This window comes from Halomonas sp. TP35 (assembly GCF_052375975.1).
GTDB lineage: Bacteria > Pseudomonadota > Gammaproteobacteria > Pseudomonadales > Halomonadaceae > Vreelandella > Vreelandella citrativorans.
Genome location: NZ_JBQSUZ010000014.1, coordinates 71,588 through 91,681 on the forward strand (window position 1 = coordinate 71,588; position 20,094 = coordinate 91,681).

General features: G+C 51.0%; 18 protein-coding genes. 3 read left to right on the forward strand and 15 right to left on the reverse strand.

What is annotated here, in order from left to right:
• Positions 1-6 precede the first annotated feature (6 nt).
• The gene (gene nirD, locus ACT3RU_RS14620; protein WP_192526673.1) at positions 7-396 is read left to right on the forward strand and encodes a nitrite reductase small subunit NirD; all 390 of its coding nucleotides are present in this window, start codon (positions 7-9) and stop codon (positions 394-396) included.
• 57 nt (positions 397-453) lie between these two features.
• Here the strand turns inward: nirD and ACT3RU_RS14625 are convergent, their stop codons facing one another.
• From ACT3RU_RS14625 to ACT3RU_RS14645, 5 genes are all read right to left on the reverse strand, one after another.
• Positions 454-1,365 (reverse strand): GntR family transcriptional regulator, encoded by a 912-nt coding sequence (locus ACT3RU_RS14625; RefSeq protein WP_192526672.1) that lies wholly within the window; start codon positions 1,363-1,365, stop codon positions 454-456.
• Between the two features lie 10 nt (positions 1,366-1,375).
• Positions 1,376-2,107, reverse strand: coding sequence for an ABC transporter substrate-binding protein (locus ACT3RU_RS14630; protein ID WP_318779684.1), 732 nt, complete (start codon positions 2,105-2,107; stop codon positions 1,376-1,378).
• 37 nt (positions 2,108-2,144) lie between these two features.
• Positions 2,145-4,772 (reverse strand): aconitate hydratase AcnA, encoded by a 2,628-nt coding sequence (gene acnA, locus ACT3RU_RS14635; protein WP_192526671.1) that lies wholly within the window; start codon positions 4,770-4,772, stop codon positions 2,145-2,147.
• Positions 4,773-4,990: 218 nt separating this feature from the next.
• On the reverse strand, positions 4,991-5,191 hold the full coding sequence (locus ACT3RU_RS14640) for an alpha/beta fold hydrolase (RefSeq protein WP_318779683.1): 201 nt from the start codon (positions 5,189-5,191) through the stop codon (positions 4,991-4,993).
• Between the two features lie 119 nt (positions 5,192-5,310).
• Complete coding sequence (locus tag ACT3RU_RS14645) at positions 5,311-5,838, reverse strand: GNAT family N-acetyltransferase (RefSeq protein WP_192526670.1); 528 nt, start codon at positions 5,836-5,838, stop codon at positions 5,311-5,313.
• A gap of 129 nt (positions 5,839-5,967) precedes the next feature.
• On the opposite strand from ACT3RU_RS14645, the gene ACT3RU_RS14650 reads away from it, so the two are divergent.
• Positions 5,968-6,903 carry a cation diffusion facilitator family transporter gene (locus tag ACT3RU_RS14650; protein WP_192526669.1) on the forward strand — a complete coding sequence of 312 codons (936 nt, stop codon included), beginning with the start codon at positions 5,968-5,970 and terminating at the stop codon, positions 6,901-6,903.
• A gap of 14 nt (positions 6,904-6,917) precedes the next feature.
• Here ACT3RU_RS14650 and ACT3RU_RS14655 read toward each other — a convergent pair whose 3' ends face one another.
• Positions 6,918-8,090 carry an MFS transporter gene (locus tag ACT3RU_RS14655; RefSeq protein WP_192526668.1) on the reverse strand — a complete coding sequence of 391 codons (1,173 nt, stop codon included), beginning with the start codon at positions 8,088-8,090 and terminating at the stop codon, positions 6,918-6,920.
• Between the two features lie 136 nt (positions 8,091-8,226).
• Here ACT3RU_RS14655 and ACT3RU_RS14660 point away from each other — a divergent pair, with 136 nt between their 5' ends.
• The gene (locus ACT3RU_RS14660) at positions 8,227-9,627 is read left to right on the forward strand and encodes an aminotransferase-like domain-containing protein (RefSeq protein WP_192526667.1); all 1,401 of its coding nucleotides are present in this window, start codon (positions 8,227-8,229) and stop codon (positions 9,625-9,627) included.
• On the opposite strand, the gene ACT3RU_RS14665 is transcribed toward ACT3RU_RS14660, so the two are convergent.
• From ACT3RU_RS14665 to kdgD, 9 genes are all read right to left on the reverse strand, one after another.
• The gene (locus ACT3RU_RS14665) at positions 9,606-9,749 is read right to left on the reverse strand and encodes a hypothetical protein (RefSeq protein ID WP_225733690.1); all 144 of its coding nucleotides are present in this window, start codon (positions 9,747-9,749) and stop codon (positions 9,606-9,608) included. The genes ACT3RU_RS14660 and ACT3RU_RS14665 overlap by 22 nt on opposite strands.
• A gap of 75 nt (positions 9,750-9,824) precedes the next feature.
• Complete coding sequence (locus ACT3RU_RS14670) at positions 9,825-10,574, reverse strand: FadR/GntR family transcriptional regulator (RefSeq protein ID WP_192526666.1); 750 nt, start codon at positions 10,572-10,574, stop codon at positions 9,825-9,827.
• A gap of 653 nt (positions 10,575-11,227) precedes the next feature.
• Positions 11,228-12,235: a 3-dehydro-L-gulonate 2-dehydrogenase gene (gene yiaK, locus ACT3RU_RS14675; protein WP_192526665.1), complete on the reverse strand. Its 1,008-nt coding sequence runs from the start codon at positions 12,233-12,235 to the stop codon at positions 11,228-11,230.
• A 148-nt stretch (positions 12,236-12,383) separates the two neighbouring features.
• Positions 12,384-13,961, reverse strand: a complete 1,578-nt coding sequence (locus ACT3RU_RS14680; RefSeq protein WP_192526664.1) for an aldehyde dehydrogenase (NADP(+)) — start codon at positions 13,959-13,961, stop codon at positions 12,384-12,386.
• 197 nt (positions 13,962-14,158) lie between these two features.
• On the reverse strand, positions 14,159-15,661 hold the full coding sequence (locus ACT3RU_RS14685; RefSeq protein WP_192526663.1) for a tripartite tricarboxylate transporter permease: 1,503 nt from the start codon (positions 15,659-15,661) through the stop codon (positions 14,159-14,161).
• 36 nt (positions 15,662-15,697) lie between these two features.
• Positions 15,698-16,204 carry a tripartite tricarboxylate transporter TctB family protein gene (locus ACT3RU_RS14690; protein ID WP_087108249.1) on the reverse strand — a complete coding sequence of 169 codons (507 nt, stop codon included), beginning with the start codon at positions 16,202-16,204 and terminating at the stop codon, positions 15,698-15,700.
• Between the two features lie 98 nt (positions 16,205-16,302).
• Complete coding sequence (locus tag ACT3RU_RS14695; protein WP_483392781.1) at positions 16,303-17,244, reverse strand: tripartite tricarboxylate transporter substrate binding protein; 942 nt, start codon at positions 17,242-17,244, stop codon at positions 16,303-16,305.
• A gap of 81 nt (positions 17,245-17,325) precedes the next feature.
• Entirely contained in the window at positions 17,326-18,666 is a 1,341-nt protein-coding gene (locus ACT3RU_RS14700) for an enolase C-terminal domain-like protein (RefSeq protein WP_087108245.1), read from the reverse strand.
• Between the two features lie 108 nt (positions 18,667-18,774).
• Positions 18,775-19,692 carry a 5-dehydro-4-deoxyglucarate dehydratase gene (gene kdgD, locus ACT3RU_RS14705; RefSeq protein ID WP_087108243.1) on the reverse strand — a complete coding sequence of 306 codons (918 nt, stop codon included), beginning with the start codon at positions 19,690-19,692 and terminating at the stop codon, positions 18,775-18,777.
• Between the last annotated feature and the right edge of the window lie 402 nt (positions 19,693-20,094).

Consider the following 20,094-nt stretch of genomic DNA (forward strand, 5'->3'; position numbering starts at 1 on the left):
TACTCCATGACCGCTACCGCAATGAAGCAAGCAACGGTTACACAAAGCAGAAAGGCACCGACCGGCCAGAAACTGTGCAGTAAAGCCGATCTGGTCGCATTTTCCGGGGTTGCTGCGTGGTTTGAAACGCCACAGGGGCCAAAGCAAGTCGCGCTATTCTACCTACCCGGCCACCCGCGTGAACTTTACGCCATTGACCACCACGACCCGTTTTCCAACGCCAATGTGATCGCCCACGGCATTGTGGGCGATATAAAGGGTGCCGCCGTGGTGGCTTCCCCCCTCTACAAGCAGCATTTTCGTTTAGAAGATGGTCAGTGCCTGGAAGATGAGAGCGTCACGCTACGCACCTGGAAGGTGAGTTTTAAAGGGGTTGATGTGTGGATTGAGGAATAAGCCACATAGGCGAAGATGCCCATGCAAGAAGCAGCTTCATCTTTCCCTGCCGTGCCGTTAACGGGCAAAAACACCTTGGACAATGCGCATTTTTTCCTGACGCGTTCGCTCCAGGTGTTCCGTTAGATAAACAGCCGCTTGTTGATTATCCCCCGCCTCCAGCAGATCAAGAATCGCCAAGTGCTCTTTATACTCAGGCACTGGCGATTCACGCCGGGCATAAACGTGGTATTCAATCAGGCGACGCAACCGGTTAGCGCGCTTAAGGCTCTCAATCAGAAACTGATTATTTGAGCCGTTAACGATGCTTTCATGGAAGTAGGTGCCGTTTATATACATTTGACGTTCAGATATCGTGCTACCTTTTTGAGACACTGCCTCCGTTAACGATTCCCTTAACTGCTTGAAGACTTTCTTATTAATCTGGTAGCCAGGCTCTCTTAACGCGGCGGGCTCAATTAACAAACGAAAACGAAAACACTGATCATACGTTGCTTGAGAGGTTAAGAATTCATTAAATTCCCACCCATAGCCCAAAAGCCTGGACACCCAGCCTTCGGCTTCCATGGCATGCATCGCTTGAAGAATCGTGCTGCGACCAAGCGTGTATTTCTTGGCAAGTTCCGCCTCGGTAATTTTTCCGGCAATCTGATTATTTAAATAATCGACGCCAATCGTAAAACACAGTGGCGAGATAGAAGAGCCTTGCTCTAGCGGCTCGTCAGCATCGGCAAAAAGCCCACGCTTGGTATCCACTAAAAAGAAGCCGCGATTAGGCTGACGCTTCACCACCCCCTGCTCTTCCAAAAACTGAAAGGCCGCGCGAATGGGTGTTCGGGAGACCTTCAATTTCGTTACATAGCTCGCCTCCGTCAGGTGGCTCCCTACGGGTATAGCCTCTTCATTAATCAACGTGTGAATACGCTTTGCCAAACGCTCAGCAGTAAGGGGTGATGCGCTATTAACCACGACCCATCCTTTATGCGCTTGGCGCGACCGAAGCACCCTGAATATTATGCTTGGCTAACAAGCGAGCGACGTCCCTCTCCGCTTTTGCCTCTTCAATAAACGCGGACAGAAAAGCGGCGGCTTCCTGGGGCCGGTTTTTCGGAACGCCCATCGCCTGCTGGATCGTCATAAAGTGCCCAGGCAACAGCCGCAAACCACCAAACTCCTCAATACCCGCTTCCAGCTGCTGCTTCACGCCTGCGGCGATATCCAACTTGTGTTCAATAAAGAACGCCACCACTTTCGGAGAAGTAGGTGCTCTAACCAGCTCGGCGTGTTGAATAGCGCGGCTAAGGTAAAGATCATAAGCACTGCCCTTACCAACCACGATCTTCTGTCCATGGCGGTCAGCCTCTTGCTGATCAGTAATTGGCGAATCCTCGCGCACCAGATAGCAGCCTTCAATCAGCACATAGGGCGCAGTAAATTGAATACTTTCAGCACGCTTGGGGTCTAGCGCAAAAAAGCCCATATCGGCCTTTTCATCGCTGACAACGGCAACGGCCTCACCGGCGGAAGCATATACTTGAAGCTCAAGCTCAACGTCCAGCCTGTGCGCAATCATCTTTGCCAAATCAACCGAAACGCCATAGGGCTGCTGATCAGCATCGAGCCCCGCCAAAATTGGGTTACCCACGTTAATAGTGGTGCGCAACACGCCGGTAGGCGCCATTAGATCTCTTAAGCGGTTAATATCGTTCACTTATCACTTTCCTTATGAAAGGTTTGGCCAGCATTACTCAGGCCAATGTTTTTTTCAGTAGAGAGGGAATAACGCCGCCTTCTTTAAGCAGTGCAATTTCTGCCTGCGTATCGACCTGGGCGATAGTCATTAGCGACTCTATCTCGCCTTGCGCTCTTAAAATATTAACCGTAATTCGAGCGCGAGGGGTTAGCGTATCGGCCTGCGCCTGAATGTCGATTTGATCACCCGGCTCAATATTCAGCGTGGTTGAGCTAACGCCCGCGGGTAAGCTCAGCGGCAAAATTCCCATGCCGATCAAGTTTGAGCGGTGAATACGCTCAAAACTTGCGGCGAGCACCGCACGAACGCCCAGCAACCGCTGACCTTTTGCAGCCCAGTCTCGCGATGACCCCATACCGTAGCGCTCACCCGCGACGATCACAACGGATTCATTGGCTTCACGGTAGCGCCTGGCTGCCTCAAAAAGAGGTATAACATCGCCGCTGGGTAGATGACGCGTATGTGCAACCGGTGCATCAGGGGCGAGATAGTTTTTTAACGTTTTATTGTGGAAGGCGGCCCTTACCATGACCTCCCAATTGCCCCGGCGTGAGGCAAATACGTTCAGATCGTCACGACGTTCACCGCGCTCAACCAGATAGTCAGCGACACGGCTATCAGCCGGAATGGCGCTGGCAGGTGAGATATGGTCGGTCGTGACATCATCACCGACTATCAGCAGCGGGTAAGCAGTGTAATGGCCTAGCTGGCTGCCCTCGGATACCGAAGCAAACGGTGGGCGGCGCAGCGTGTTAGAGGCTTCCTCCCATGGGAAGGTCGCTGTTTTAGGCGCATCCAGAGCCTCCCAACGGGCGTTACGGCTTGCCTGTTTGAAATCTTTTGCAAAATCGGCAGCGTTCAGCGCCTTGGCTAATGCGGCATCGACGTCTTCCCTGGCAGGCCATAAGTCACGCAGGTAGATACTCCTACCGTCATACTCCGCCAGTGGCTGCTTGAAATCATGCTCGGCATTACCTGCCAAGGCAAAACCCACGACCAGCGCAGGCGACATGATAAAACCCAGGTCAAGATCTGGGTGCACACGGCCTGGGAAATTTCGATTCCCCGACAGCATCGCTACTGCACGGCAGTTGCCTGCTTCCTGTGCCTGTTTAACTTCAGGAGTTAGCGGCCCCGAGTTACCAATGCAGGTAGTACAGCCATACCCGACGATATCAAAGCCGATAGCGGCCAGTTCTTCCATTAGCCCTGCCCGCTTGAGATAGGTAGCTGCTGTTGGTGAGCCTGGAGCAAGCGAGGTTTTTACCCAAGCAGGCGGTGTTAACCCATAGCGGCGCGCATTTCTGGCCAATAGCCCTGCGGTGATAATAAGGCGTGGATCACTCGTGTTGGTGCAACTGGTAATGGCAGCAATCGCTACGGGGTGGCGGGGCAGGCTTGAAACTGAGCGATTAAATGTTGCACTTGGCTTAAATTCAAGCTGTGACAACACCGCTCCCACGTCGGTGTAGTCATGTACATCCTGGGGCCGCGTAGGCCCGGCGACCTGCATACCAATACCACTTAAATCAATCTCTATACACTGTGTATAGGTAGGCTGCTCATCGGCTTCAAACCACAGCCCTGTCGCTTGGCAATAGCGCTTTACCCGTTCAACGGCTTCTCTTGAACGCCCTGTTTGGTCAAGATAGCGGAGGATTTGCTCATCCACCGCAAAAAAACCGGTAGTGGCGCCGTACTCCGGCGCCATATTAGCCACGACAGCACGGTCACCGGCCGTTAATGTGCTCACGCCCGGTCCAAAAAACTCAACGAACTTACCCGTTACGTTCAGCGCCCTCAAGCGCTGAGTGACTATCAGCGCCAAGTCGGTGGCCTGTGCATGTGGCGCCAGTGTGCCTGTCAACTTAACCCCCACCACGTCAGGAATGCGTAGCATGGTGGGTACACCAAACATTACCGTTTCCGCCTCCAGGCCACCTACTCCCCAGCCCAATACACCAATGCCGTTAATCATTGGCGTATGGCTATCGGTACCTATCATCGTATCGGGCACCATCCAGCACTCATCATCCCGCTCTTGAGTGGTTACGACGGTGGCCAGTTGCTCAAGGTTTAACGTGTGCATAATACCAGTGCCCGGCGGGTGAATGGTCACGCCTTCAAGTGCGCAGGAGGCCCAGCGTAAAAAACGATACCGCTCGTGATTACGGCGCATTTCATGCTGAAGGTTGTCTTCTGAGGCGCTGCTGCTGGCGAACACTTCTACAGCAAGCGAATGATCTACTGAAACATCTACCGGCAAATGCGGCTTAAGCACTTCAGGGTCACCACCCGCCTCACGTATCACGTCACGCATAGCGGCAATATCCACTAACGCAGGTGTACTCGTTGTATCGTGCATCAATATCCGCCCCGGCTGAAAGGCGATTTCATCACTGCTCGTGCCGTTTTCCAGCCACCTCAAAAGCGCTTGAGCACTGCGCTTACGCTCCTCCCCCGTCGTATTACGCATAATATTTTCAAGCAGAAGGCGCAGCACATAGGGCAGCTTGTGAAGCGTCTCGCCGAGTAATTTGGGTAGTTCGATAATCGCGTAATCATGGCCCTTGAACGTCAAATAGCCGTGCGTGTAGTGGGTTAGCTTCTCAATATTGTGCATAGTTCAGCCGCCGTATCTGACGATTGTCATTATTGATTGATGAGTCGATCTCAGGCGCCATAATTGCACTTTACGACTCAAAAATACAATTTATTGTTTTAGCCGATTTTCTGCTTTGGTGAAATCCCAGTTCAGTTTTCCCCAACGAAAACGCCGCCTATCAAGGCGGCGTTAGAAGCGCGTTACAACCATTAGCCGTTAAGCATTAAGAAAATTAATCAGCGCTTTATTAAACTCATCAGCGTGGGTGGCGTTAATCGCATGCGGGCCGCCTTCACTAGCGCTGGTACCTGCTTTTCCCAGGAACGACCGCTTAATGGCCATCCATGGATAAGCACCACAGGTTTACCTGCACCATATACCTCGTAATAAATCTCTACCGGCGTTCCCTGCTCTGTCCCCGCGCTTAACATTGGCATCGTTAGCCCCTCCTGGTTGGCTGCGTATTGATCAACGGCATGCCTTCAAGGTAGTACACGCTTTTTAACGTTACCAAGGTACGCAGCACAGAGCATTGCTGGGCTTTATAACGCCGCTTTCAGCAGGTTGCATTCAAGGCACACTGATATACCAGGCAATCAACGCGCTTGTCGGCCACTCGGGAGTACGCTGGCAAGATATCCATGGCATCGAAGCTGGCTTTCTGCAACACATGCTGAGAGGCATCGTTCTCGACAGAAACAATCGCCGTTAGCGTGGTGAGACCATAGACACCGCGCGCTTCCTTCATTAGATGCTTAAGCGCCCTATAAGCAATTCCTTGACCACAGGCACTTTTTGCAATGCGATAACCTACCTTCGCTTGGTTTTCGTCAATATCGCGCAAATTGGCGCGGCCGATAAGCATTCCTCTCTTGCGTATCAACAGCGGGCTCATTCGACGCTGGGCATTCAGAGAAAGGCACTCAACAATATGCTGTGAGACGCCTTGAGGCGTATAAAAATGCCTATAACGCGCTTCAATATGCTGCTCAAACCAGGCACGTTCGGCGGTTTCAAACGCCAACAGGTCGACAGCGTCTTCAGGGGTTAATAGCGAAAAGGTTAAGTCCTTGGCATGACGCATAACGTCCTTCTCTTTGTGAGTACTTTGTCACTCGCCTTTGTGGCCTTAATGCATAGCTTTCGTTGGTTAGAAGATGACAAATATTGCTATGCTTGCGGGTTATATCACTGGCGGTGGGCCCAAATATCCATGAAAACAGAAACGCGTACGCTGGCATTTTCCGCCTTTATGGCGCTCTTGATTGGCTGTGCCGGTATTACCGCTACACTCGCCTCCAATTCCCAGGCTATTTTGCTCGATGGGTTATTTAACCTAATCTACTTTAGTGTAGCTTTAGTGACGATCAAGGTGAGTAAATTAGCCAGCCGTCCTGATAGTGAATCTTATCCGTTTGGATACAGTTACTTCGAGTCGCTGGTTAACCTGTGTAAAGGGTTATTAATTCTGGGTGTTTCCATCTTTGCTTTGGTCGATGCCCTTGTCGCGCTCCTCTCTGGCGGGCGAGAGATTGCAGCGGGCCTTGCGGTCATCTATGCCCTGTTTGCCACGCTTGCCTGCTCGCTGACCGCTTGGGTAATGCACCGCAGCCAACGCTACACCGCAAGCCCTCTGATCGCGGCCGACAAGCTCAACTGGATCGTCAATAGCGTGATTTCTGCTGCGGTTCTCGCAGCATTCTGCCTGGTAGTACTCCTTGAGCAGTTAAATTTGAACACGCTAGTGCCGTATATCGATTCGGTACTGGTTATTGCGGTCGTCGTGCTGTGCTTGGGCGTGCCTGTACGCATGGCCTCCCAAGCGCTGAAGGAGTTACTCAATAAAACGCCCGAAGAAGCCATTGCTGCCCCTGTGCGCGACGCTATCTCTCAGGCACTGGCAGAAACGCATACCCAAGAAGTCCGTGTGCGTATGGTACGTCCAGGGCGCCTGCTTTACGTTATGGTGCACGTGGTGCTGCCTGATGAAGGCGTCACCACGTCGTTAACCGCTCAGGATGAGCTTCGCGCACGGATTGATGAGCAGGTGCGGCGCTGCTATGCACCGGTCGTGTGCGATGTGGTGTTTACCGCAGATACGCTATGGGCAGCGCCCTCTTGTGGGTTGCTGATTGAGAGACACGCGTAAGCGAAGCGCACGGCTTATGGTTGGCGAATGGCCGCTAGCCGCTTGGAAGATTTGTTCGGGCCGATGAGCAGCAGACTAACCGTGGCAATGGCGCCCACCAGTAACGCCACGCCAAATAGCGTCAATGCGGCTACATGGCCTACTGAATCAACAAGGGCTCCCGTTGTAATTACCGGGAGGCTAAATCCCACATACGCCATCAAAAAATAGCCGGCGCTTGCCTGGGTAGAAGACGGGCCAGCAATGGCGAGCACTCCGCTTAAGCCACCCAAATAGATAAACCCATAGCAGGCGCTGCTGGCCGCAACTGCTCCCAGTAACACAGCTATCAGGCTCCCCTGAAGGGCGCCCCAGGCAATTAATCCGTAGGCGAGAGGTAAAATCATCAACCCCAGCACCGTGGCCTTCACGGGTGCCAAGGCGCGTGCCCAAGGCTGAAACAGTACTCCGCAGCTGCAAATGCCAAACGTGGCAAAACCACTCCAGGGTGTTAAACCGTGCTGGCTTAACGTGGAGGGCAATATAGCAATCACCAACCCTACGGTTGCCCATGCAAGTAAAATGGCTAGCCCAAAGCTCAGTGTTCCCGGCGGATAACCTGGCAGTCGCCACATCGCACTTTGGGTAACAGCAGGTGCGATATTTTTTAGTGGCATCACTGCAACTAACGCAATGGTGCCTACGCCCAGATACAGCCATAGGCTTGGCGGCGTCACGCTGGGCGTATGGAGAATAAACAAACTGGTAACCGCCGCACCCAAACCAAACCCAAGCGCGGTACTGGACGTTACGTACGTCGTTGCCATGCGAGAGTCGTCACTATTAAGTAACCGATGCATATATCCAGGCGCGACGGCTGAGGTCAGCCCGGTGCCAATGCCTAATAAAAAGCGCGCAACCCCCAGCGTTATCAAGCCAGGCATCAATAGGGTTAGCGCAGTGGCACTTAAACAGAGCAGAAGTGCGACAATGATTAGCGGTTTAGGGCCCTCCCGATCCGCCAGCCCATTAAGCCCCAGCAATACCGGCATGACGCCCGCGACGTAACAAGCAAACGCGAGTGTGGCTGCGCCCACACCGACGCCTGCTTTCGCCGCCAGGATATCGTAAAGCGGTGCCTGTAAATTAACCGCAGTGGTAATCATACATAGTGCAAAAGCCAACCGGGGCGCGTTATATCGGTCCATCTTTTTTCCTAAACGGGTCATGGGTTAAGCCATTACGTTCGCACCCATCCCGCCTAGAGGTAAGGTACACTTGTCCATCATTACCCAAGCACTGTTCCTGCGTTTTTGAGAACAGTGGCCGGCAGCAGAGATGTTTATGAAACTTCAGGTCGACCGACATGCTGCTTCCCCGATTGCGCAGCAGCTTGAAGAGAGTATTCGCCATTGGATTCAAGAGAATGGAGCGGGCGGGCGTCGCTTACCTTCCATACGCCGCCTAGCGGCAGAGCTCGATATTAGCCGTAATGCGGTTATTGACGCCTACGAACGGTTGGTGGCTATTGGCTTGGTTCGCTCAAGACCCGGCTCCGGGTTCTTTATCGCTGATGGCGCTGCCGTTACTCCCCAACCATCGTTAGCCTCTACCCCTCTTCAAGAAGTTACCAATGGGCTGTGGGGGCTTTTTAGCGCTAATGAGCACTCGCTAAAACTGGGCTGCGGGTGGTTGCCTAATGCTTGGCGCGAGAGCGAAGACCTGACCCACGCCATTCGCCAAGTGGCGCGTAAAAGCCAATCAGGAATCTTTGAATACAGCACGCCCCAAGGGTTGCAGGAGCTTCGCAGCTTGATCCAGGAGCGCTTGCGCCCACTCGCAATATCGGCAAGTGCTGAGCAAATTGTCATGACCAGCGGCGGCAGCCATTCACTGGATTTATTGGTGAGAATGCTGCTTGAGCCCGGCGACGTGGTGTTTGTGGAATCGCCGGGCTATTACAACCTATTCGGCTTGCTGCATTTACAGCGCGTTCGCGTGATAGGAATACCGCGCCTTGCTGATGGGCCGGATATTAACCGTTTGGAAGCCCTGTTAGCAGAGTACCGTCCCAGGCTTTTTTACGTGAACAGCGTGTTTCATAACCCTACCGGCAGTACGTTAACACCGGCGATTGCACATCGCGTTTTACAGCTCGCCGAGCAGTACGATTTCACGATTGTAGAAGACGATATCTACGCTGATTTTCAGCACACCCCGACCACACGGCTCGCCGCACTGGATGGTCTTAAACGGGTTATTTACCTGTCCAGCTTTTCCAAAACGCTCACTTCATCGCTGCGGGTCGGCTTTATAGCCGCCCCGCCTTCACTAGTGCAACGGCTTGTGGATATCAAGATGTTGACCAGTATTTCCTCCTCCCGTTTTGCTGAGCAGGTGCTGATCACGCTGCTTCAAAACGGCAGCTATCGAAAACTCACTGAACGCTTAAGGGCCCGGCTCTCCAACCAGATGGCACTGGCGCTTACGCAGCTCAAGCAAGTCGGTTGGGTGGTATTCACTGAACCGGCAGGCGGCATGTTTGTATGGGCCAAATCGCCGGTAGAGAAGGAGGCACTAATGGAGAGCGCACGCCGTTTTGACATCATGCTATCGCCCAGCCACTTGTTTTTCCCTGACAATCAAACAACGCCATGGCTGCGCCTGAATATCGCCTATCTGCAGGATCCCAGAGCTAAAGCGTTTATTGCCGCCAATAGCGATCAAGGCAACACACCAAAATAGGTCATCAAACCAACGATGACGCTGATGGTGATAAAGGACATGAGTGTGCTCGCCATCAATGCACCGGCAGCCACGTTCCCCATACCATAACGCTGCCCCAGTAAAGGATAGACACTTGCCATGGGCGCGCTGGCAGTTACGCCACGTAGTTGCAGCCCATAGAGTGAGATAGAAAGAGCCGATAGATATTCTCTGCGCTATTTTAAATCACGATACTGGGCATAGGTATCTCGAGCCCGGCCAAGATGCTGACGCATCATTTCTCGTGCGGCATTGCCATCACGGCATAAAATAGCATTGAGAATTTGGACATGCTCTTCTTGCACCCGCTCCAGATAGCGCTGAGAAGAAAGCGGATTAATATCATTACTCAGAAGCTTGGCTCGTGGAATCACGCTTTGACTCCACTGCTCATAGAACGATTGAAAAAAAGGGTTTTTAGTCGCCGTAGCAATTGCAAAATGGAATAGATAATCTTCTTCCCGAGCCTGGGACTTGGTTTCATAAGCGTTGGCAAACGCTTGGTGTTGGAATTCCAAGCGCTGCCGGTCTTCCTCATCGTAGCGCAGGGCTGCCAACTCGGCGGCCGCAGGTTCCAATGTTAAGCGCAGCTCCAAAAGATGCAAAATATCTTCCACTGTAGTGGGATTGATACGCTCTGCTGGAAGCGCCTTCAATTTAGAAGAGCGCAGAACGGACGTACCTACACCACGTCGGGTTTCTACTAACCCTAATGATTTTAGATGAGTAATGGCTTCTCGGATAACGGTACGGCTTACACCAAAGGATTCACAAAGGCTATTTTCTGTTGGCAATTTATCGCCTACTGCCACCTTGCCTTGTGTGATAAGCGCCTCTAACTGATCCGCCACATGAACAGACAAACTGCCCTGCTGAGCGACTTTATTGACCTTAAATGACGCCGTACTAGGTGTCTGTTTGATCATATCAACGATCCTTTCCATTTATTTACCTGTTTGTACTATATCGTACAAACAAAGTTATATAAGTACTATTAGGCTTTATAAGGATGCCCAGCGAAGAAAAATTTTCCTCCATGCTACCGTACTGTTTCCTTATCGTGTTCAACGTAAAGATATTTGCTATGGTCGACTGATATAAGGTATTAACTCGAGGCTTTTTTCAGCCACCATAGGAGACCTGCTACCCTTTCAACAGGCGTTTACTCACTCAAGGGGTCTATTAGAACATACGACTTATACCACCCAATATCAAAAGAGCGATCGCTTTTGTAGTATACCTTTTCCATCTTATACTGCGACTACTCAGTGCTTAAATTCAACGCTATATAGGGTTTCAGGTTTCTTCCTCACAATAATGTTTTATGTCAATCTATCAATTTCATAAAAGCGCTCGACTACTAGCAGCAAATGAGGGGGGAAATTGACTTAAACTCATATAAAATATCGCAATTCCCTCAGTCATAGGCGCCTAGTTAGGATAATGGCTTCACCACACACATTGATGTCAAGTTTTATTTAACCACTATATTTAAACTATCTAATCATGATGAAATCCAACATATACTTAGCACGCCATACACTATCTCAAACAATCATTAACCTTTGTTAACATACTGCTAGATAGCTAACTCACAAACAGCTTGCCATAAAGTATCATCAATTGAGATTAACTCACGACCATATCGCTGTCGAAAAGTAGACTCTCCCGGCCAACGTACTTTGCATCCTTGCTTAGCGGGCCTAGTGGCGGCTAAATGCATCTGAATTCCCTCAACAAGGGCATCACAGGCCGCACGGCCACCCAGCTGCTCTGGATCAAAAACCATAAACACTTGGCAACTACCACCACCGCTTCCACGCTGAACTGCATCAATTTCATGGCTTGGCCTCCCTTGCGCGAGTAAAGCGGCCATTGCATCAAGTAGAATCGCAAGCCCTGACCCCTTCCAATAACCGGTTGGAAGCAAGCGCCGTGTCGCGGCGATAGCAGCAGGATCGCGACTCAACTCTCCACGTTCATTGAAACCACCATCAATAGGTAATTGTTCACCTTTTAACTCTGTTGTTTGCAACTTTCCGTAGGAAAATTGGGACATCGCCATATCGAGTACTAGTGGGCCTGAACTATGCGGTACAGCCATCACTAATGGATTATTACCGATAGACTGCGATACTCCTCCCCAAGCAGGCATACAAGACTCGGTATTGGTCCACATAATCGCAGCGAACCCTTGCTCAACTGCACGCCATCCGTAACTTCCTCCACGCATCCAATGGGTAGTATCACGTAACGCTACCAGCCCCATACCGTGTTCACGCGCTAATGCGATTGCTCGATCTGTTGCACTAAGAGCGTTAAGCACACCAATGCCTTGGCCTCCGTCAAGCACCTCAATCGCTCCTAACCGCTGTACAACGCTTGGCGTAGCATTAATATTTATCCATCCACGTCCAACATATTCAATAAATCGAGGGATCCGGCCGATCCCATGAGAATGGACACCATCGCGAGTACTTTCAGCATGAATTTGGGCACAGACTGCAGCATCATCTGGTGTGAGACCCGCCTTTAATAGTGCCTTTTCAAGGGTATTTTGCAATGTCGCAAAGTCAACGTCAGCCATATTTTCTCCAAACATAATGAAGGTGCTTTTATACTCAGGCGAAATAAAAGGACTTAATATAACCGTGCATATTTTTATATTCGTAGCTTAAAAAGGCCACTCGTGAGAGCGGCCTATGTTGTCATTAACATTTATACACGCGAACGTCTTAACTCTCTCGTGCACCATCGACTAAACGACGTAGTTTTAATGGGTTTTCCTGTTTAATAGCAGCGGGCAATAGCGCATCAGGAAGGTCTTGATAACAAACCGGCCGCAGAAAGCGGAAGATTGCTGCCGTACCTACAGAGGTAGTACGTGAGTCGGATGTTGCTGGGAACGGCCCGCCGTGAACCATTGCATCACACACTTCAACCCCGGTTGGCCAGCCGTTAACCAAAATACGACCGGCCTTGCGCTCCAGCGTCGGCAACAACTCTCGCGCGGCTTCCAGATCAGCATCATCCATCTGTAGCGTTACAGTCAGTTGGCCTTCCAAATGCTCTGCAACTTGCGTGAGTTCTGCGGTATTAGCACACTCAACGATTAACGAGGTCGAACCAAACACTTCTCCCTGCAATGCTTCATTGCCAAGAAAATCCTGAGCGCTGGCTACGAACAAGCCGGTTTGACACTGGTTGGGGCCATCACCCTTTTGCCCTCGCGCGATTTCTTGCGCCTTACCACTGTCGGCAAAACTCTTCACGCCGCTTTCATAGGCTTCGAAAATACCTGGCGTCAGCATTGTTTGCGCGCCACTCGCTTTAACGGCCTCACCTGCGGCTTCGATAAAGGTGTTTAGCTCGGCCCCCTTAACCGCAATGACCAGCCCTGGGTTAGTACAGAACTGGCCTGCGCCCATGTTGAGTGAGCCAACAAATGCCTTACCCATTTCTGCGCCACGCGACTTGAGGGCCGCAGGTAGCGGGAAAACCGGATTAATAGAGCTCATTTCAGCGTAGAAAGGAATCGGCTCGGGCCGTGATTGAGCAGCTTTCCAAAGCGCCAAACCTCCACTTCTAGAGCCAGTGAAGCCAGCAGCCTTGACACGTGAATCAGAAACCAAGGCAGTACCCACTTCTCGGCCAGAACCAAACATCAGCGAGAAAACACCTTCTGGTAAAGCGCACTTTTTAACTGCAGCCTGTATAGCACGGCCAACCAGCTCACCGGTTCCAGGATGGGCAGCGTGAGCCTTAACGATGACAGGACAGCCAGCCGCTAGTGCAGAAGCGGTATCACCGCCAGCGACAGAAAATGCTAGCGGAAAATTACTCGCACCAAATACAACAACCGGGCCTAGTGCAATATGACGCTGACGAAGATCAGAACGTGGCATAGGCTGACGATCAGGCATAGCCGGATCAATGCGTACGTCCAACCACTCGCCAGCGCGTACAGTTTTTGCAAACAGACGTAGCTGTCCACAGGTGCGCCCGCGCTCCCCCTGAATTCGAGCCTTCGGCAAACCAGACTCAGCCACTGCGCGCTCAATCAGGTCCTCGCCAATCACTTCAATCTCATCAGCGATAGTTTCCAAGAACCTGGCTCGGTCCTCAAGTGAAGTTTCACGATAAACATCAAAGGCGTTCCAAGCCAACTCGCAAGCCCGCTCGACTTCGGCTTGAGTACCACCCGCATAGGCCGGTTCAAGGAGCTCGTTGGTTGCTGGGTTTATTGCCTGAACGGGACTACGGCTACCTTTAACAGCCTGTTGTCCTATGAGCATTTCACCTGTCAGATTCATCTTGCCTCCTAAATGAGAGTGGTTTTCGTAGTTTCTCGGTTTAGACCAAGCGTTACTTACATTTTTCTCGCGCATCTAGCAGTACCGCGAGCACAACCCAAAACTTGTTGCTTTGATTGTCTTCAACCGCGCTGAGGAATTAGGCTACTTCGCTTTCGCGACGCGCACTTTTTTACCGCTATAACTTTCGAGTATAACTAGCCCGAAGCAGTGTTTTGCTGGTTGGTACGATAGTTCTGCCACAACGTTAGCACCAACAAGGCCAAAGCAATGATCAAGAAGGTGATACTGATGGGACGTGTAAAGAACGGTGTCCAGTCTCCCTGGAAGGACTGTAACCCTCGACGTAAATTTGACTCAGCAATCGGCCCTAAAATCAGCCCTAGAATGACGGGCGCAGTCCCGAAACCATAGCGGTTAAGGAAATAGCCTAAAATGCCAAAGCCAAGCATTAAGTAAAGATTGAATGCATCTCCATCCACGCCGTACACGCCGATAAAGCAGAACACTAAAATGGCAGCAAGGAGCTGTTTTCTAGGCACAGTAAGCACCCGAATAAATAGCTTAATACCGAGACACATAATCAATAGCATGAAGATGTTGGCGATCAGATAAGCTAGAAAAATGCCGTATACCGTGCCACTTTGATCCGCAAATAGAAGGGGGCCTGGAGTGATCCCTTGAATCATCAATCCACCGAGCAGTACCGCCGTCGCTGCTTCGCCTGGAATCCCCAGTGCGAGCGTAGGTATCAGTGCCCCACCAAGCAATGCATTATTGGCGCTCTCTACAGACACAATACCCGACGCATGACCCGAACCGAATTTTTCGGGAGTTTTGGAAAAACGTCGTGCTTGGTCATAGGCTACCAGTGAGGCAATACTCCCCCCGGCGCCTGGGATAGGACCGACCGCCGATCCAGAAATCACACCGATTACGACAGCTTTCCAGTGTTTCAACGTTTCAATAAAACGCGGGCGTGCAATATCAATGCGATGCGCACTTTCTTTCATTCGCTCGTGAGGGTCGTACTCAAATGTATCTTTAAGCACCTGAGAAACGGCAAATAGGCCAATGAGAGCTGGCAATAAATTAACCCCTGTCAGCAGCGAAAGTTCGTTAAAGGTAAATCGGCCCACGCCGGTAATAGGATCGGTTCCGATAGTCGATACAAAAAAGCCGATCAGGCCGGCAATTAAACCTTTGAGTAACGACTTACCAGCGACAGAAGCAATGATAACCAAGCCAAAGATACTCAAAGAAAAGTATTCAGCAGGGCCGAATCGTAGGGCGAACTCAGCGATGGGCGGCGCCAATAGGCTGAGAATAACCATGCTCGCGACACCACCAAAGAAGGAGGCTACGATCGCTAAGCCAAGTGCACGGCCCGCTTCGCCCTTCTGAGCCATGGGAAAGCCATCGAAGGTGGTGGCTACCGATGAGGGGGTCCCGGGAATATTAAGCAGTATCGCAGGAATTGATCCGCTAGCGCCGGCGCCACACAGAGCACCTAGCAGCATACCTATTCCCGCGACGGGCGGCATACCAAAGGTCACCGGCAACAGTAGCGCTATCGCCATTGCCGAGGTCAAGCCGGGGAGCGACCCCATAATGATGCCGAGCAGAGTACCGCCAGCAATGGCCAGTAACGTGCTGATTTGCAGCACCATACCTAGGCCATCGAGATAACCTGAAATCATATAAGTCTCCCAAATCTCAGGAAAAGAGCTACCCGCTTAAGTCGGGAGCGGAATTTTGAAAAGAACGGTAAAAACATAAAAAATAGCTACGGCTAATATCGTGGAAAACACCAAGGTAGAGAGAAGCGACTTCCATCGTTGAGACATCGAAAGCGTCGACCATACGCCGCTTATCACTACGAATCCCATTATGCAGAAAAAGGTAAAAAGCCCTGTGCTGGCGATATATCCAATTCGTTCAAATACAAAGATATAGCCCGCCAGCAAGGCCACAACAAACAGCCATTGCGCGATACTTCGTACCTGTAAAGCATGTGGGGTATCCGAATGTATTTGCTTGGCTATCCACCATTCTCGCGCATCTTTAATCAGACACGGAATAGCAAATAGAAATATCAATCCAGATAACAGCTGAGGGAAAAAGGCAGGTGATAAATCCCCTACGATTTCAATGTTGGGTAGCGCTGCAGCTGCCACAAAAGCACTTGCCGAAGCGACCAGTAGAAAAAGATTAAATAGCGGCTTTCCAATATCACGTTCCATTATTCAGACCCCAGCCCCTTCTTAATGGCAGCCCCATCATGTTTTGATTAATGACAAAGCAGCCAAGCCCTAGAGGCCTTGGCTGCACAAGAGAGCTTTTACTTGGCTAGATCGCCAGCGGCTTCGCGCATGACGCCTGCGGACTCATTGATGAAAACATCAAGCTCTTCACCGTAAAGAGGCGATAGATCAGTACCTAAGTTGCTGGCCGTTTCTTCATAAGAGCCGTCGCTTATGATCTGCTGAATCGCCGTCACCCAGCGCTCCTTCACTTCATCAGAAATACCTTTAGGAGCTACAATGCCGCGCCACACGGTAAGCGTAAGATCGTAACCAGACTCCTGAAAGGTGGGCACATCAGGTAGATTGTCGCTACGTTCGGCGTAAGTAGTCGCAAGCGCATTCAATCGACCGGATTCCAGCGCTGAACGTAGCTCTGCCCCGCCCAGCACTACCGCTTCAACATGCCCGCCCATAGCGGCGGAGATAGCTTCAGAGCCACCCGGGTAAGGAATAAGGTTGAAGTTGGAATCGGTGCGGTTGGCGATAGCATTAGCGGTGATGTACGCAGAAGAACCGACACCCGACGCCCCGATCCGGATAGAGCTATCTGAAGCGGCTTCCACCAGGCTATCCAGATCCTGGTAAGGGCTATCTTCACTTACCGCGATGAGGTACGGCTCTTCGATGATTTTCGCAATAAAATCAAAATCATCATGCGTAAACGGGACGTTACCCATCGCTTCGAACGTCAACATTGCGTTACTAGCGGCAAGCAATGTATAGCCGTCGGGCTTAGAAGCGACTGCACGAGACATGCCCACCGCACCACCGCCGCCCGCAATATTGCGAATGACCAGCGTTTCTCCTAGCTGTTCCTCAAGCAACGGCTGAAGCGCCCGGACAAAGGTATCGTTACCACCACCGGCCGAGAATGGCACAATCATATTGATACTTTTATTAGGGTAATCGTTCGCAATAGCCTGACTACCAGCGACAAGCCCTACGGCCAGTGTTAGCGTGCCTAATAATTTTTTCATTGTTAAGTTACCTCTATCTAGCGTTTATAAGCCCAATCACTTTTTGAAGTTATTTCCGGCGACTGGGTCATTCGAGCCGACTTAGCGCACTAATGCTGGCCTTTTTGGATCAAAGGTCCACCCATCAATTAAATGCTGCATCGCCATGGCGTCGTTGCGTCCGCCTGCCGGTAAACTGCGATAAAGTTCATGGGCTTTTTCGATCTGATCCATATCAATTTCAATACCCAAGCCAGGCTCATCAGTAACCGCCACTTTCCCATCAACGATCTCGGGTGGGTTATGCGTCAAACGAGCATCTCCCTCTTGCCAGATCCAATGGGTATCCAGGGCCGTCGTACGTCCTACCGCCGCGGCGCCCACGTGAGCAAACATGGCTAACGAAATATCGAAATGATTATTGGAGTGAGAACCCCAGGTCATGCCATGGTCCTGACAAAGCTGTGAAACTCGTACAGCGCCTGACAGTGTCCAGAAATGCGGGTCGGCCAGCGGTATATCCACTGAGCGAAGCATCAAGGCATGGGCCATTTCACGCCAGTTAGTTGCTACCATGTTGGTCGCCACCGGCAACCCTGTGGCATGACGAAATTCAGCCAGAATTTCTCGCCCTGAAAAGCCTTGTTCAGCACCGCACGGATCTTCTGCGTACGCGATGACGCCATGCAGATCCTTACAAAGATGAATGGCTTCATTTAGCGACCAGGCACCGTTCGGGTCAATCGTGGTGCGCGCTTCAGGGAAAGCTTTATGCAGTGCCTTGACCGCTTCTATTTCCTGCTCGCCCGGCAATGCACCACCTTTGAGCTTGAAGTCTTTAAAACCGTAGCGATCATGAGCAGCTTGAGCTAACTCTACAATACGCTGAGGTGTCATCGATGCTTCATCGCGCTGACGGTACCACTCATGACTTACCCCATCCGTACCGCGGCGGAAGTCGAGCGGCGTGGCATGACCATCGCCAATGAAGAACAAGTATCCCAGCACTTCGACGCTATCGCGCTGCTTACCGTTGCCCAATAGCTCAGCAACCGGTACGCCTAAGAACTTACCCATTAGATCGAGCAAAGCGGCTTCTAGTGCCGCAACCGCATTGATGCGCAACTCAAAGGTCCAAGACCCCTTACCAAAATCCTCGAAGTCAGCGCTTCGCCCCGCATTACTTAAAGAAGAGACCATAGAGCGTAAACGGCTAATCGACTGCCCCACCACAAGCTCTCTTGCCTGCTCAAGTGATTGCTCAATCGTCGCGCCGCCAGGTGCCTCGCCGACGCCAACGTTGCCAGCGCTATCCTTCAAAATAACCAGGTTACGAGTGAAGTAAGGCGAATGCGCTCCCCCGATATTGAGCAGCATGCTATCGCGGCCAGCAACAGGTATGACCCGCATTTCGGTTATTGTGGGAGTACTGTGACTTGGCATAAACACTTCTCCATCATTCTACTTCTTCAGCGCGTAACCATTTTAGGTGTCAGCTTTTGAAATCACGAGGGCGGCAAAACGCCATCCCTCATGAACTAACAGAAATACTTAAAAAGACTTTGCTTTCTCAACCAGTTGCTTAAGCTGACCCATCTCTTGATCATTAGGCATAGTCAGGGGGGCGCGCACGTTGCCGCCTGGGTAGCCCACGATGCCAGCCCCTGCTTTAACCAAGCTCACTGCATACCCCGGCGTGGTGTCGCGCAAAGTAACGAAAGGAATGAAAAACTCGCGGGTTACTTTCTTAACGAACTCACTGTCGCCTTGACGCATTGCCTTGTAAAACGTCACGGCCATCTCCGGCACGAAGTTAAAGACCGCCGAGGAGTAGGTGCTCACACCAATGGCCAAGTAAGCTTCAGCAATGATTTCTGCCGTTGGCACGCCGCCAACATAGGCCAAACGGTCACCTAGCGTTTTGATGGTGATGTTCAGCGTTTGCATATCGCCTTTACCATCTTTTAACCCGACCAGGTTATCGCAACGATCGGCTAACGCCTTGACACCATCTACACCCAGATACCCGTTAGCACGGTTATAATAGATAACACCTAGCTCAGTCGCTTCACAAACACTAGCAGCGTAATCAACAATCCCGGACTGCGAACACTCGGTAAGATAGGGAGGCATTAACAAAATGCCGTCGGCGCCTGCTTCTTGGGCGGCTTTAACCTGCTCTTTCGCTAGCTCGACATTTTGGCCCGCACTCGCAATGACCGGCACATCTCCATCGATGGTTTCAACAGCTACCTTAACAATTTCACGATACTCGTCGATCGTAATATTAAAAAACTCACCCGTACCGCCAGCGACAAAAAGTGCGGTCACTTCATAATCTTTCAACCATAGCAGGCGCTTACGGTAACTTTCAGCATCAAATTTACCGTCAGCATCGAAATCAGTTACAGGGAAGGAAAGCAGGCCGTCAGAAATAGAAGCTTTAAGCGTCGCTTTGGAAAAGTTCATGGTAATCTCCTCTTGTTTATACAGTAAGCGAACCTGGACGAGCGGTGACTCGTGTGGCTCAGTTATTTAGTACCAGGTTTAATATCTCAGTATCATATAGCCAACATTGTCATACATCATACAAAGTTTCCTCTAGACTTTAGCCTAAGACGGTTCTGAATGAGACAACCCCCGGATTATCGATCAGGACGTGGAGCCGCTTACTGGCTAAGTAACTGAAAATTATTATTAATATGAAAAAATTCTAGGCAGCAATGTGTAGCTGAACCACAGGCCCTGTCTGAAAATTTCCTGTGTTCGGCAATACAGCGTAAAAATCAGCTCAGTTTGCTCTTTAGTAAACTCCGTTTCTTTACCGATTTTGCCTTGCTTTCGCTCGCCAGCTTTTCAGACAGAACCTAA